The following is a 14,636-nucleotide window of genomic DNA, read 5'->3' as shown; positions in this document are numbered from 1 at the left end:
GGTGCGAGGGCTGCCGGCAAGTGCCGGGGCGGCGGGCGGTTGTTGCGGGGGTGTTGCGGGTGCGTGGCCGGGACCGTCCGGCCCTTACGGCCGCCGCGAGCGCGCGGCTACGTTGCGCGTACGTTGCGCGTCCCCCCGAGCACGCGGAGTGGCACATGACGACGGACCACGGCGACCACGCACCCGCACACCCCCACCACCGCGACGGCGGGCCCCCCGCCGACCCCACGCTCTACCGCACCCCCGCCGACGCCGCCGCCGCGCCGCCGGAACACCTGGCGTACGTCGTCGGCTTCGACCGCGGCGCCGAGCGCCCCGACGCCCTGTTCACCCTCGACACCGACCCGGCCTCCGCGTCGTACGGCACCGTCGTCGACGTCGCCGAACTGCCCACCCTGGGCGACGAACTGCACCACTTCGGCTGGAACGCCTGCTCCAGCGCCCTGGCCCACGCCGACCACCACAGCCCCGAGCGCCGCTACCTCCTCGCCCCCGGCCTGCGCTCCTCCCGCCTGCACGTCTTCGACACCCACCCGGACCCCGCGCATCCGCGGCTGGTGAAGACCGTGGCGGCGGACGAACTCGCCGCCCAGGCCGGCTACTCCCGCCCCCACACCCTGCACTGCGGCCCCGAGGGCGTCTTCCTCTCCTGCCTCGGGAGCGCCGACGGCACGGACGGCCCCGGCGGTGTGGCGCTGCTGGACCACGAGACCTTCGACGTGCTGCGCGCCTGGGAGACGGACCGGGGCCCGCAGCAGCTCGCGTACGACGTGTGGTGGCACCTGCACCACGACATCGCCGTGACCAGCGAGTGGGGCACGCCGTCGATGGTGGAGGAGGGTCTGGACCCGGAGCTGCTCCTGGGCCGCAAGTACGGCCATGCGCTGCACTTCTGGGAGCTGGGCACGGGCCGCCACCTCCAGCGCGCCGACCTCGGCGACGAGCACCAGATGGTGCTGGAGCTGCGCCCCGCGCACGACCCGGAGGCCACGTGGGGGTTCGCCGGGGTGGTGGTGAACGTGACGGACCTGTCGGCGTCGGTGTGGCTGTGGCACCGCGATCCGGCCGGCGGGGACTTCACCGTACGCAAGGTGATCACGATCCCCGCCGAGCCCGCGGAACCGGCCGGACTGCCCCCCGCGCTGCGGCCGTTCGGCGCGGTGCCGCCGCTGGTCACGGACATCAACCTGTCGGTCGACGACCGCTGGCTGTACGTCTCGGCGTGGGGCACGGGCGAGCTGCTGCAGTACGACGTGAGCGACCCCTTCCACCCCCGCCGCACGGCCTCCGCGCGCCTGGGCGGCATCACCGCCCGCACGCCGCACCCGGCGGCGCCGGACACGCCGCTGACGGGCGGCCCGCAGATGGTCGAACTCAGCCGCGACGGCCGCCGCGTCTACCTGACCAACTCCCTCTACGGCTCCTGGGACGACCAGTTCTACCCGGACGGGATCGAGCCGTGGCTGGTCAAGCTGGACGCGGACCCGCAGACGGGCGGCCTGACGGTGGACCACCGCTTCTTCCCGCACGGCGCGGAGTTCCGGGGCCGGCGCGTACACCAGACGCATCTGCAGGGCGGGGACGCGTCGTCGGACTCGTACTGCTACCGCTGAGGGGACGCGGCGGCCCGCGCGACCCAGTGGGCGTGATGCGCACGGACGGCCTCGACGTCGGCGTGGTCCGGGCCGAGGGCCCGCGCCATGCCCTCCAGCAGCCCGGCCAGGTCGCCGGCCGCACCGGCGGCGTCGCCGGCTTCACCCCGGTAGTAGGCGGTGCGGTCCCGGGCCACGTAGGTGTCGGGGTGGTCCTCGCCGGACAGCCGGCGGCGGGAGGCGAGCAACTCCCCGTACGCGGCGCCCGCCTCGGCGGCGTCGACGGGCGGCCGGGCGCACGCCTCGGCCAGGGCACCGGCGAGCATGTCGGCGACGAGCCCTTCGCGGTGGCGGTCGCCGAGGTCCCGGAATCCGGCGATCGCCCCGGCAAGGACGGCGACGGCCTCCCGGGGCCTGCCCGCCTGCCGCAGAGCGGCGCCGTGGTTGCTCAGCGCATAGCACTCCCCGTGCCGGTCGCCGAGGTCCCGGAAGAGTGCGACGGCCCGCTCGCTGACCCGGAGCGTCTCCTCGAACCTGCCCGCCACGGCCAGCGCGGACCCGAGGACGTTCAGGGCCACACCCTCGCGGTAGCGGTCGCCGAGATCCCTGAAGGTGTCGATCGCCGCGCCGAGGACGCCGATCGCCTCACCGGCCCTGTCCATGTGAGTCAGATCGGCCCCCAGGTTGCCCAACGCCTCGCTTTCGCCGTGCCGGTCGCCGAGGTGCCGGTTGATGTCGACGGCCCGGGTGCGCGCCCGGACCGACTCCTCGAACCTGCCCGACTTCACCAGGGGGATGGCGAGATTGTTCAACGCCGTGCCCTCGAACAGGCGGTCGCCGACTTCCCGTGCGTAGGCGACGACCTCGGTGAGGACGTCGATCGCCTCCTCGAACCGACGCACCTCGGCGAGAGCGGCGCCGAGGTTGCTCAGCGCGATGGCTCCCGAACGGCGGTCGCCGACTTCCCTGGCGTACGCCACGGCCTCGGTGAGGACGTCGATCGCCTCGTCGAACCGACGTGCCTCGACGAGCGCGGCCCCGAGGTTTCCCAGGGCCTGGCTCCGGCGTCCGCGATCACCGATGCCCTCGCACATGGCGGCCGCCTGCTCCTGGGTGTCGATCGCCTCCTCGAATCTGCGCATCTGCCGCAGCGCCGTTCCCAGGATGCCCAGCGCGAGGATCTCGCAGCGGCGGTCGCCGGCCTCCCGGCTGACGGCCAGGGTGATGCCCGCGAGTGCGTAGCCGTCTTCGAAGTAGCGGCGCTGGTCGAGGTATTCGGCCAGGTCGAAGGTGAGCTCGACGGTCGCGTCCCTGTCGCCGAGGCCCGCGGCCGCGGTGGCGGCGGCCACCAGGTTGGGGTGTTCGGCGTCCAGCCACCGCAGCGCGTCGTCGCGGTCGCGGAAGCGCGGGTCGGGATTGCCGGCGGTGGCGGCCACGTGGGTGGCGGCCGCTCGCGTGGTCCGCCGGTAGTAGCCGTACAGGCGGGCCCGGGCGGCCGGACGTTCGTCCTCGTCCGCGCCACCGCCTCCGTCCCGGCCACCGCGATCGCCACCGCGCTCGTCCGCGTACAGGCGTACCAGGTCGTGCATCCGCCACCGCCCCCACGTGTCGCGGGACGTCTCGATCAGGTGCGCCTCCGCCAGGTGCTGGAGCAGGGCCTCCGCCGCCGCGGTGTCCGTGCCGGCGAGGTGGGCGGCGGCTGCCGTGGACAGGTCGGGTCCCGGTGCCAGGGGCAGGAGGCGGAAGAGGCGGGCGTGCGCGGGGCCGAGGACGTCGTACGACAGGTCGAAGGCGGCGCGGACGGCGCGGTCGGGGCGGGTCAGGGTCCCCAGCCGGAGGTGCTCCTCGCCGAGGGCGGCGGCCAGCGACGCGGCGGAGCGGTGCGGCGCCACGGCCAGCAGGGCGGCGGCGATGTGCAGGGCCAGCGGCAGGCCGGCGCAGAGGCGGGCGATCACGGCGGTGCCGGCGGGGTCGTCGGTGAAGCGGCTGTCGGCGTCGCCGCGGGCGTGGCGCAGGGCCTGGTCGAGGAGGACCGTGGAGGCGGGGGCGTCGAGCATGTCGAGGTCGTGGAGGCGGGCGCCGAGGCCGTCGAGGGTGTGGCGGGAGGTGACGAGGGCGGCGGTCACGCCGTCGGTGGGCAGCAGCGGCCGGGCCTGCGCGCTGTCGGAGGCGTTGTCGACGACGACGAGCAGCCGGCGGCCCTCGGCGGCGTACGCGGCCAGGGCGCTGCGGTAGAGGCGCCGGCGGTCCTGGAGTCCGCCCGGGATGTGCTCGCCGGGTACGGCGAGGGCGCGCAGGAGGCCCTCCAGGGCGCGTTCTGGGGTGACGCGCTGGTCGGGATCGGGGTGGTAGCCGGACAGGTCGGTGAAGAGCACGCCGCCGGGGAACCAGCCGGGTTCGGCGAGCGCCCGGGCGGCGGTCTGCACGGCGAGTTCGGTCTTGCCGATGCCGGCAAGCCCGGCGACGGCCGTGACGAGCACCGGCCGCTGCCCGCCCCCGCCGGAGTCCTCGCCGGCCGCCCCGGCGGCCGGTGCCAGGTCTGCCAGCAGCCGCTCGACGGCCTCGCCGCGGCCCGTGAACGTCGGCGAGGGCGCCGGCAGCCCGGCGAGCGCCGGGGTGATCCGGGGCGGCAGGTGGACGGTGAAGTCCCGGCCCTGCAACAGGGGCCCGAACAGGACGCCGCCGGAGACGGTGTTGACGACCCGGTCGCCGCCGCCCTCCTCGGGCACCGTCACCCGCCCGCCCCGGAGGTGCCGCCGGGCGGGGGCGGGGCCGCGGGACGGGTCGGCGGCGGGGGCTGAGCCGGCGGGGGCTGAGCCGGGGGCGGCGGGGGCGGGGCGTGGAAGGTGAGGCCCGAGAAGTCGCGGCCCTGCACGACCGGCCCGTACTGGACGCCGCCGCTGACGCTGTTGACCACCGAGCCCCCGCCGCTGTCCGGCAGCGGCGGCAGGTCCTCCTGCCACGCCCGCAGCCCGGCCCGGAACTCCGCGTCCAGCGCGGCCCGTACGGCCAGCGCCGTACTCAACGCCTGCGCCCGCGCCTCGTCCTCCGGCTCCTCCGCCAGCCGCGCAAGCTCCGCCTCCCCCGAACCGCCTCCGGCGCCGTCGCCGTCCCCGTCCCGCCGGAACGGCGACCGCACCAGCCGCACCAGCCCCGCCCAGGCCCCCCGCCCGATCTCGCCCCCGGCCCCGCCGGCCAGTGCCACGAGTAACGCCACAGAAACCGGATCCACCCGAACCACCCCATCCACGGATAGGCCACACCCCGCAACAGGAGTGACGCCCACCCGCCCCCGCGGGTTCCGGCCGCACCCGCGGCGCACTCCGCGGCTACGGAGCGGGCACCCCGGGCGCCGCGGGCGCCGGGTGACCGTCAGGCCGGGACGCGGTCGTCCGGGGCCGTGGCCGCGGCCTGCTTGGTGCCGGGGGTCGGCTCGTCCGCGGGCTCGTCCTCGGGCGGGTTCTCCACCCGGCGGGGCAGCGTGGCCGCCAGGACGATCGTCGCCGCCGCCAGCACCGCCGCCACCCCGAAGGCCAGCTTCATGCCGCTGACCTGGGCCGGGATCGGGGCCGTGCCGTCCGCCACCAGGCTCGTCGCACGCGACGACATCACCGTCACCACCAGCGCCGTACCGAACGCCGCCGCGACCTGCTGGAGCGTGCCGAGGATGGAGCTGCCGTGGGAGTACAGGTGCGAGGGCAGCGCGCCCATGCCCAGGGTGAAGACCGGGGTGAACGTCGCCGCCAGGCCGACCATCAGCAGCACGTGCAGGGCCAGGATCTGCCAGTACGGCATGGTCGTCGAGATCTGCGTGTAGCCGAGGAGGCCCAGCGCGATGGCGGCCGAGCCCGGCACCACCAGGCGCCGGCTGCCGAACCGGTCGAACGCCTTGCCGACCGTCGGGCCCAGCAGGCCCATCGCCAGACCGCCCGGCATGACCAGCAGACCCGTCTGCAGAGGGCTGAGGTCGCGGACGTTCTGCAGGTACAGCGGCAGCAGGATCATCGAGCCCATCATCGCCAGGAAGCCGACGGACATCACGGCCAGCGACCGGGTGAACGCCCCGTACCGCAGCGTCCGCAGGTCCATCAGCGGGGTGCCCGACCGCTGCAGCCGCAACTGGCGGAGGGCGAAGAGGCCGATGGCCACGACGCCGGCGGCGGCGATCCCGAGGCCGAGGCTCCTGCGGTCGCTCTCGCCGATCAGGCTCAGCCCGTACACCAGGCCGCCGAAGCCGAGCGCGGCGACGCCGACGCTGACCCAGTCGATGGAGCTGACCTGCGGCTCGCCGATGTCCTCCAGCTTGCGCAGCCCGAACACCGTCACCAGCGCCGCGATCGGCAGCACCACCACGAACAGCAGCCGCCACGACCCGGCCTGGAGGATCACCCCGGACACCGTGGGGCCCAGCGCCGGTGCGGTCGACATCGCCAGGGTGACGTGGCCCATCACCTTGCCGAGATGCTCGGCCGGCACCACGGCCATCAGCGTGGTCATGAGCAGCGGCATCATCACCGCCGTCCCGGCGGCCTGCACGATCCGGCCGGCCAGCAGCACGGCGAAGGTCGGCGCGACGGCCGAGATCACGGTGCCGGCGAGGAAGGTGCTCATGGCGACGGCGTACGCCCTGCGGGTCGTGATCCGCTGCAGGAACCAGCCGGTGACGGGGATCACGGCGGCCATGGTGAGCATGAACGCGGTGGACACCCACTGCGCCGACTGCTCGGTGACGTGCATCGACTCCATCAGCCGCGGAATCGCGTTGATCATGATGGTCTCGTTGAGGATCACCACGAACGTCGCCAGCACCAGCAGCCGCACGACGGTCGGCGTCCGGCCGTCCTCGTCCGCGGCGGCGGGTCGTTCGGATATCGCAGCTCGCATGACAGCTCCTCGCTGGGTTCCTGATCACAGTCACCTGGCAGCCGGGGCCGCGGACTGGATGGTTTCGGTCGCTCCACAAGACAGACCGACGGACCGGCCGGAACTCATCGGCCCTCGGATAATCCCACGTCAACCCGGGAACCGCCTCCGAATAACCCCGCCCCCGGGCAGCGCGGAACACGCCGGACCGACCGTGCACTCGATGGGGGCGGAACCAGTCCCACGGCTCCGGTGAGTACGGGAGCCCGAGCCGGGCCGCACCCCAGGACCGGACGCCTCCGGCAGCGGAAAACCCCAGCTCAGGGTTGCCGAGCTGGGGTGTCTGAGCCCCCTGTCGGATTCGAACCGACGACCTACGCTTTACAAGAGCGTTGCTCTGACCAGCTGAGCTAAGGAGGCGCGCCCGTGCAGTGTAACCGGGGGCCGGTGCGCTGCGGTGATGCGTTTTCGGGACCTTCGAGGTGGTGACAACGGGCCTGACCGGCAGGTACGGTCGGCGCCAAGGTTCACTCAGTGGACTACACCACATCCTTTACTCGGATCGTCCGGCACGTTCCTGCCGGTGAAGGGAAACACCATGGCAACCGTTTCGTTCGACAAAGCCACCCGGATCTACCCGGGCTCCGAGAAGCCCGCGGTCAGCGAGCTGGAGATCTCCATCGACGACGGCGAGTTCCTCGTCCTCGTCGGTCCGTCCGGCTGCGGCAAGTCGACCTCCCTGCGCATGCTCGCGGGTCTGGAGGACGTGAACGCCGGCACCATCCACATCGGCGACCGTGACGTCACGCACCTGCCCCCGAAGGACCGGGACATCGCCATGGTGTTCCAGAACTACGCGCTGTACCCGCACATGACCGTCGCCGACAACATGGGCTTCGCGCTCAAGATCGCCGGCGTGCCGAAGACCGAGATCCGGCAGAAGGTCGAGGACGCCGCCAAGATCCTCGACCTCACCGAGTACCTCGGCCGCAAGCCGAAGGCCCTCTCCGGTGGTCAGCGGCAGCGTGTCGCGATGGGCCGCGCCATCGTCCGTGAGCCGCAGGTGTTCCTCATGGACGAGCCGCTGTCGAACCTCGACGCCAAGCTCCGCGTCCAGACCCGTACGCAGATCGCCGGCCTGCAGCGCCGCCTCGGCGTCACCACCGTGTACGTCACCCACGACCAGGTCGAGGCCATGACCATGGGCGACCGGGTCGCGGTGCTCAAGGACGGCCTGCTCCAGCAGGTCGCCACGCCGCGCGAGATGTACGACAAGCCGGAGAACCTCTTCGTCGCGGGCTTCATCGGCTCCCCGGCGATGAACCTGGTCGAGGTCCCGATCACCGACGGCGGCGTCAAGTTCGGCAACAGCGTCGTGCCCGTCAGCCGCGAGGCCCTGGCCGCCGCGTCCGACAAGGGCGACCGCACCGTCACCGTCGGCGTCCGCCCCGAGCACTTCGACCTGGCCAACGGCGACGCGCCCGCGGAGAAGAGCCTGTCGAAGGAGTCGGACGGCGCCCCGGCCGGCCTGCCCGTCACGGTCAACGTCGTCGAGGAACTGGGCGCCGACGCCTACGTCTACGGCTCCGCGAACGTCGGCGGCGAGGACAAGGACCTGGTCGTCCGCGTCTCCGGCCGCGCCGTGCCGGACAAGGGCGCCACGCTGCACATCATCCCCCGCTCCGGCGAGACCCACGTGTTCTCCACCTCCACCGGCGCCCGGCTCAGCGACTGACATGACGTACTGAGCCGCGTCACCCGGCAGTTCCTCCGGAACGGCGCCGCACCCTCGGCATCGAGGGCGCGGCGCCGTTCTGCTTTTCCGGCCCGAATCTGCAAGTGCGTCGGAAAGTCCGCCACTTCGTTCGACACGGGCGTCAACACGGAATTCGAATTTCCCGGCCAACCGCGCCCGTTGGAGTGACGCAATGTCGCCAAATCACTACCGCTCGCTACCATCGCCCTCGTGAAACAGGCAGCCCGCCGTATCGGCAGAACCATCGCATTCGTCCTCCCCGTCGTACTCGTTCTGTCGGGTACGCTCGCGGTCGCCACCGTCCCCTGGGCGTCGCCCTCGACCGACTCCCGGATGCTCAGCGCCTCCGCCCGGAGCGCCGCCGCCAAGTCCGGTGCCGGCGCCCCGCAGGTAGTGCTACGGGACCGGCTCATCGCCGAGTTGCAGGAGAAGGACCCCGGCGCCGCGCTCACGCAGTTGCAGCGCGAGGTGCACGCCCGGCCGTCGCTCGCACGGCACTGCGCCGGCATCGCCCGCGCGCTGGGCGAGGCTGCGGTCGCCAAGTACGGCGTCGCCCGCGCGCAGTCGTTCTCGCGCCCGGTGTGCGACACCGCGTTCGCGTCCGGGGTCGTCACGGCCCAGTAGGCCCTGTAAGCCCCCGGGCCGGTGGGCCCGAAGGGGCGTCCGGTACCGGTCGGGAGCGCAGGACCCCGCACCCGCGGCCTTGTTGCTACCGGCCGGTTAGGGTGCGGGGTATGACCGCAGCCGCAGCAGCACAACCCACTCAAGCCGTGGTCCTTGCCGGTGGGCAGGGGTCACGGCTTCGTCCGTACACGGACGACCGGCCCAAGCCGATGGTCGAGATCCCCGGCACCGGCGTGCCCATCATCGGGCACCAACTGGCGTGGCTGGCGGCCGAGGGCGTCACCGACGCGGTGGTGTCCTGCGGGCACCTCGCCGAGGTGCTGATGGAGTGGCTGGACACCACGGAGCTGCCGCTGAAGGTGAGCTGCGTGGTCGAGAAGGAGCCCCTCGGGCGCGGCGGCGGGCTGAAGTTCGCGGCGGCGTCGCTGCCGCGTCCCGACGAGCCGTGGTACGCGACGAACGGCGACATCTGGACCAGGTTCTCCCTGACCGAGATGGCGGCGTTCCACCAGGAGCGGGGCGCGGACGCCACGCTGGCGCTGGCGCGGCCGAACATGCCCTGGGGCGCGGTGGAGACGGACCAGTTCGGGCACGTCATCGACTTCATCGAGGCGCCCCCGTCGCCGTATCTCATCAACGCGGGCGTGTACGTCTTCTCCGCCGCCTTCCGCGACCTGCTGCCGGACCGCGGCGACCACGAGCGCGCCACGTTCCCGCGGCTGGCGCGGCAGCGGCGGCTGGCGGGCTTCCCGCTGCCGCAGGGGGCGTACTGGCGGGCCATCGACACGGCGAAGGACCTGACGGAGGCCGCGAAGGAACTGCGCCAGGGGTAGGGCGTACGGGGCCGGAGGCCCGGCCCCGGCCCGTACGCCCCGCTCCTAGCCCAGCAGTCCGCCGACCAAGCCCTTCGGCTTCTCCTCGCCGCCGCCCGTCGACCCGCCGTCCGACGGGCCGCCGCCCCCGGTGCTCCCCGCACCGTCCGCGCCCGACTCCGCCGGCCCCGCGCCCGTGCCCGGGTCCGCGCCGGACCCCGTGCCGGAGGGCGGCGGCGCCGGGTTCTCGGCGGACGGGGGCGGCGGCGCCTGCGACGCCCGGGGCGCCGCCGGCTGCTGCGCCGGGGGGACGCTGCCCGACTCCGTCGCCGGACCCGCCTCCTCCGTGCCCGCCTCGGCGCCCGCACCGGGGGTGGACTCCGCGCCGCCCGGCTCCGCGGAGCCGTCCCGCGACGGGGTGGCCGAGCCCGCGTCGCCGCCCCGGCCCTTGCCGCCGGGCGTGGCGGGCAGCGGGGTGCCCGGCAGGTGGTTGACGGGCGGCTCGTCGGGGCCCGGTACCCGTACCGTGCTCGACGACCGCACCGCCGCCCCCAGCATCGACCCGACCAGCAGCGCGAGGCCCACGATCACCGTGGCCAGCACCGTCCCGCGGCGCAGCACCCGGCGGCGCAGCTCCCACAGCTCCGAGCGCGGCCCCAGCGTCCGCCAGGCCTCGCCGGCGAGCCGGGCGTCGAGGGAGTAGACGGGGGCGCCGGCGATCACGAGCGGGGACCAGGCGGCGAGGAACAGGGCGTCCGTCGCGTCGTACGCGGACGACGTCTGCCACGCCACCGTCACCAGCAGCCCGAGCGCGAGCAGCCCGCCGATGCCCGCGGCGAGCCGCTGCCACAGCCCGCAGATCGTCAGCACGCCGACGATGATCTGGAGGAACGCCACCGTCAGGCCGGTGCCGACGGGGTGCGCGAGGGCGAAGTCGTACAGCGGCCGGGCGACGAACCACGGGTCCATCCGCTCCAGCCAGCTCCGCATCGAGCCGTTCTCGCCGCCGTCGAAGAACAGCGGGTCGCTGAGCTTGCCCATGCCGGCGTAGAGGGAGACGAGGCCGAGGACGATGCGCAGGGGGAGCAGGACGACGCCGAGGTTCATCCGGCGCCCGGGGTAGTAGGCGTGCCGCACCGGGTCGGCGCCGTGGCGCTGGGTGCGGCGGCCGTCGTCCCGGGCGGTGCCGGGGTCGGCCCCGGCGGGCTCGGTGTACAGGTCGTACGGCCCGTCGTAGCCGTCCTGCCCGGTACCGTACGCGCCGTCCGGCCCGGCGGGGGAGTAGGGCCCGGCGGGCTCCGGGACACGCGGGAGCAGCTGTGTGGCGTCCCCGGCGGCTCCCGGCGGCATGCCGGAGGGGTCGATGCGGGGCAGGCGCTGGGTGGCGTCGTCGACGGGCGGGAGGACCTGCGTGCCGTCGTCGTAGCGCGGCAGCACCTGCGTCCCGTCGTCGTAGCGCGGGAGGACCTGCGTGCCGTCGTCATAGCGCGGCAGCACCTGCGTCGGCATCGCGTCGGCGCCGCCCGCGGGGTACCGCGCGGCGTCGCCCCGGGGGACGGCCTGGAGCAGCCGCCCCGCCGCGGTGTCGTCGACGCGCCCGGTCCAGACGACGGGAACCCGCCGCCGCGCCGCGCCGCGGGCGCCCACGCCCCCGGCGCCCATACCCCCGGCGCCGGCGCCCAGTCCCGCGCCGACCCCCGCGCCCACGAGGGCCGGGGCGAGCCCGCCCCCGCCGCCGTACAGCGGTGCGGCCGCCGCGGCGAGCGTCCGGCGGGACGAGGGCCCGAGCTGCACCCGGAAACTGGGGTTGTCGACGTTGATCCGGGTAGGCTCGCTCGGCACCCGCACCATCGTCAGCCGGCCGGTGTCCTCGGGCTCCTGGGCGCTACCACCCGTGGGGGTGGGCGGTGTTCTGGTGTCCACGCTCCACTAACCGAGTGACACGCCATGAAGACACTGCCTGACACAGCCCTTTTGTGTCGGAGGCCGGTCAAACACACGGTTCGCCGGGGCTCGTGCCGTTTCGCTACGCGCCGCCCCGTACGGCGTTCACGCCCGCCGGCGTGCCGCCTCGTACAGCACCACACCGGCCGCGACGCCCGCGTTCAGCGACTCCGCGCCGCCGGGCATCGGGATCCGCACCCGTACGTCGCACGTCTCCCCCACCAGCCGCGACAGGCCCTTGCCCTCGCTGCCGACCACGATGCACACCGGGCCGTCCAGCAGGTCCAGCTCCGGCAGCTCGGCCTCGCCGTCGGCGGCCAGGCCGACGACCATCACGCCGGCCTTCTGGTACGCCTCCAGGGCGCGGGTGAGGTTCCCCGCCCGCGCCACCGGCGTACGGGCCGCCGTGCCCGCCGACGACTTCCACGCACCCGCCGTCATCCCCGCCGCCCGGCGCTCCGGGATGACGACGCCGTGCCCGCCGAAGGCGGAGACGGAGCGGACCACGGCGCCGAGGTTGCGCGGGTCGGTGACCCCGTCGAGGGCGACGGCCAGCAGGTCCTCGGCGCCCTCGGCGGCGGCGTCGAGCAGGTCCTCGGGGTGGGCGTACTCGTAGGGCGGGACCTGGAGCACCAGGCCCTGGTGGTTGAGGCCGTCCGTCATCCGGTCCAGCTCGGGGCGCGGGGCCTCCATCAGGTGGACGTCGCCGCGGTCGCCGGCGAGCTGGAGGGCGGCGCGCACCCGGTCGTCGCTGTCCAGGTACTGCTGGACGTACAGCGTCGTCGCCGGCACGCCGTCGCGCAGCGCCTCGTACACCGAGTTGCGGCCGACGACCAGCTCGCTGCTGCCCTTGCCGCCGCGGCGGCCGCCGGACGGGCGGCCGGAGGCGGCCTTCTTCGACCGCACCCGGGCGGCGCGCTGCTTGGCGTGCCCGGGGCGCTGCTCGGCGGGCGGCGTGGGGCCCTTGCCCTGGAGGGAGCGGCGGCCCTTGCCGCCGCTGCCCTTGGTCGCGCCCTTCTTGCTCGCCGTTCTGCGGCCTCGGCGCTGACTGTTCCCGGCCATGGGAGCTCCACCTGCTTCTGCGATCGTCGTTCTCTACGTCATGAGTGTGCCGCCCGGTCCCCCGGGCGGCACCACGGGGCTACCGCGCGCGGTCCGGGGCGGTCAGCACAGCGTCCAGCGCGGCCCGTCCGGGGTGTCCTCGATGGCGAGGCCCGACTGCTGGAGCTGGTCGCGGATGGCGTCCGCCGCCGCGTAGTCCTTGCGCGCCCGCGCCGCCTCGCGCTGCTCCAGCACGAGGCGTACGAGCGTGTCGACGGCCCCGTGCAGATCGGCGCCGCGGTCGGCGCCGCCGGTGCCCGTCCAGTGGTCGTCGAGGGGGTCGAGGCCGAGGACGCCCAGCATGGCGCGTACCTCGGCGAGCCGGGCGACGGCGGCTTCCTTGTCGTCGGCGGACAGGGCGGCGTTGCCCTGCCGGACCGTGGTGTGCACGACGGCGAGCGCCTGCGGCACCCCGAGGTCGTCGTCCATCGCCTCGGCGAACGCGGGCGGCACGTCAGCGGCGGGGGCGACGGTGCCGCCCGCCTTTTCGACCACACGCTGCACGAAGCCCTCGATCCGCGCGAACGCGGACTCGGCCTCGCGCAGGGCCTCCTCGCTGTACTCGATGGTGGAGCGGTAGTGCGGGGTGCCCAAGTAGTAGCGCAGGACGATGGGGCGCCAGCGCTCGACCATCTTGGAGACGAGCACCGAGTTGCCGAGCGACTTGGCCATCTTCTCGCCGGCGATCGTCACCCAGGCGTTGTGCATCCAGTAGTCGGCGAACTCGTCGCCGAAGGTCTTCGACTGCGCGATCTCGTTCTCGTGGTGCGGGAAGACGAGGTCGATGCCGCCGCCGTGGATGTCGAAGCGGGAGCCCAGGTACTTGTGGGCCATCGCGGAGCACTCCAGGTGCCAGCCGGGCCGGCCGCGGCCCCAGGGAGTCTCCCAGGACGGCTCGCCGGGCTTGGCGGCCTTCCACATGGCGAAGTCCCGCTGGTCGCGCTTGCCGGTCTCGCCCTCGCCCTCGGGCTGGCGGAGGTTGTCCAGCTCCTGGTTGGACAGCGCGAGGTAGCCGGGGTACGAGCGCACGTCGAAGTAGACGTTGCCGTCGGCGGCGTAGGCGTGCCCGGAGTCGATGAGCGCCCGCATCATCTCGATCATCTCGGGCACGTGCCCGGTGGCCCGCGGCTCGTACGTCGGCGGGAGGCAGCCGAGCGCGTCGTAGCCGGCGGTGAACGCCCGCTCGTTCTCGAACCCGATGGCCCACCAGGGGCGGCCCTGGTCGGCGGACTTGGAGATGATCTTGTCGTCGATGTCCGTGACGTTGCGGATGAACGTCACGTCGTAGCCGCGGTGGAGCAGCCAGCGGCGCAGGATGTCGAAGTTGAGCCCCGAGCGGATGTGCCCGATGTGCGGGGGGGCCTGCACGGTGGCGCCGCACAGGTAGATCGAGACACAACCCGGGATGATCGGGGTGAAGTCACGGATCTGCCGGGCGCTGGTGTCGTACAGGCGAATGGTCACGCCTCAAGGGTAGTAGGGCCGGGGCCCCTCGAGGGCCCCAGCCCGTGGATAGCCCGCGGAGGCCCTCAGTGCAGGTTTCCCTGGCCCGAGACCTTCTCCGGCGTGACGCGGACGACCACCCGGGTCCCGTCGCCGCCGTGGCCGCCGCTGAAGGTGTCGTAGTCCTTGCCGGTGTACTTCACCGACAGCTCGTCGATCAGCTCCCGGCCGCCCTCGGTGGTGACGCTCGCGGTCCCGTAGACCTGGGCGTAGTTGTACGGGGCCGCCGGGTCGATCACGACGACGCTGACCCGTGCGTCGCGCTTGAGGTTGCGGGCCTTGACGCGCTCGGCGGTGGTGCAGAACAGCAGTTCGTCGCCGTCGCGCTTCACCCAGACGGGCGATGCCTGCGGGGCGCCGTCGGGCTGCACGGTGGCGACGGTGACGAAGACCTGGCCGTCGAGTACCTGCTTGAGGTTGTCGGAGAGGGCGACAGACACG

The 14,636-nt window shown here is 73.9% G+C and carries 11 protein-coding genes and 1 tRNA gene; 4 read left to right on the top strand and 8 right to left on the bottom strand.

The window, feature by feature from the left end:
- Nucleotides 1-155 precede the first annotated feature (155 nt).
- Complete coding sequence (locus LG396_RS03580; protein WP_225793516.1) at nucleotides 156-1,613, top strand: selenium-binding protein SBP56-related protein; 1,458 nt, start codon at nucleotides 156-158, stop codon at nucleotides 1,611-1,613.
- On the opposite strand, the gene LG396_RS03575 is transcribed toward LG396_RS03580, so the two are convergent.
- The 4 genes from LG396_RS03575 to LG396_RS03560 form a co-directional block, all read right to left on the bottom strand.
- Complete coding sequence (locus tag LG396_RS03575) at nucleotides 1,604-4,327, bottom strand: tetratricopeptide repeat protein (RefSeq protein ID WP_225793515.1); 2,724 nt, start codon at nucleotides 4,325-4,327, stop codon at nucleotides 1,604-1,606. The genes LG396_RS03580 and LG396_RS03575 overlap by 10 nt on opposite strands.
- Nucleotides 4,324-4,797 (bottom strand): hypothetical protein, encoded by a 474-nt coding sequence (locus LG396_RS03570; protein ID WP_225793637.1) that lies wholly within the window; start codon nucleotides 4,795-4,797, stop codon nucleotides 4,324-4,326. The genes LG396_RS03575 and LG396_RS03570 overlap by 4 nt, the downstream gene beginning before the upstream one ends.
- A gap of 167 nt (nucleotides 4,798-4,964) precedes the next feature.
- Complete coding sequence (locus tag LG396_RS03565) at nucleotides 4,965-6,476, bottom strand: MDR family MFS transporter (RefSeq protein ID WP_100299778.1); 1,512 nt, start codon at nucleotides 6,474-6,476, stop codon at nucleotides 4,965-4,967.
- A gap of 325 nt (nucleotides 6,477-6,801) precedes the next feature.
- A tRNA-Thr gene (locus LG396_RS03560) sits at nucleotides 6,802-6,875 on the bottom strand.
- Nucleotides 6,876-7,053: 178 nt separating this feature from the next.
- Here LG396_RS03560 and LG396_RS03555 point away from each other — a divergent pair.
- The 3 genes from LG396_RS03555 (at nucleotide 7,054) to LG396_RS03545 (ending at nucleotide 9,668) form a co-directional block, all read left to right on the top strand.
- Nucleotides 7,054-8,190: an ABC transporter ATP-binding protein gene (locus LG396_RS03555; protein WP_018836086.1), complete on the top strand. Its 1,137-nt coding sequence runs from the start codon at nucleotides 7,054-7,056 to the stop codon at nucleotides 8,188-8,190.
- 231 nt (nucleotides 8,191-8,421) lie between these two features.
- Nucleotides 8,422-8,835: a hypothetical protein gene (locus LG396_RS03550; protein WP_018841456.1), complete on the top strand. Its 414-nt coding sequence runs from the start codon at nucleotides 8,422-8,424 to the stop codon at nucleotides 8,833-8,835.
- A gap of 110 nt (nucleotides 8,836-8,945) precedes the next feature.
- The gene (locus LG396_RS03545) at nucleotides 8,946-9,668 is read left to right on the top strand and encodes a nucleotidyltransferase family protein (protein WP_078523941.1); all 723 of its coding nucleotides are present in this window, start codon (nucleotides 8,946-8,948) and stop codon (nucleotides 9,666-9,668) included.
- A 45-nt stretch (nucleotides 9,669-9,713) separates the two neighbouring features.
- Here LG396_RS03545 and LG396_RS03540 read toward each other — a convergent pair whose 3' ends face one another.
- The 4 genes from LG396_RS03540 to LG396_RS03525 all read right to left on the bottom strand — a co-directional run bounded on the left by LG396_RS03540 (nucleotide 9,714) and on the right by LG396_RS03525 (nucleotide 14,635).
- Complete coding sequence (locus LG396_RS03540; protein WP_225793636.1) at nucleotides 9,714-11,498, bottom strand: DoxX family membrane protein; 1,785 nt, start codon at nucleotides 11,496-11,498, stop codon at nucleotides 9,714-9,716.
- 198 nt (nucleotides 11,499-11,696) lie between these two features.
- Entirely contained in the window at nucleotides 11,697-12,653 is a 957-nt protein-coding gene (gene rlmB / locus LG396_RS03535) for a 23S rRNA (guanosine(2251)-2'-O)-methyltransferase RlmB (RefSeq protein WP_037749806.1), read from the bottom strand.
- A 102-nt stretch (nucleotides 12,654-12,755) separates the two neighbouring features.
- Nucleotides 12,756-14,156, bottom strand: a complete 1,401-nt coding sequence (gene cysS, locus LG396_RS03530) for a cysteine--tRNA ligase (protein ID WP_225793514.1) — start codon at nucleotides 14,154-14,156, stop codon at nucleotides 12,756-12,758.
- Nucleotides 14,157-14,221: 65 nt separating this feature from the next.
- Nucleotides 14,222-14,635, bottom strand: coding sequence for a PPOX class F420-dependent oxidoreductase (locus LG396_RS03525; protein WP_018850746.1), 414 nt, complete (start codon nucleotides 14,633-14,635; stop codon nucleotides 14,222-14,224).
- Between the last annotated feature and the right edge of the window lies 1 nt (nucleotide 14,636).

It is taken from the genome of Streptomyces aculeolatus, assembly GCF_020400605.1.
Taxonomy (GTDB): Bacteria; Actinomycetota; Actinomycetes; order Streptomycetales; family Streptomycetaceae; genus Streptomyces; species Streptomyces aculeolatus.
This window is presented reverse-complemented; position numbering and strand designations above follow the sequence as displayed.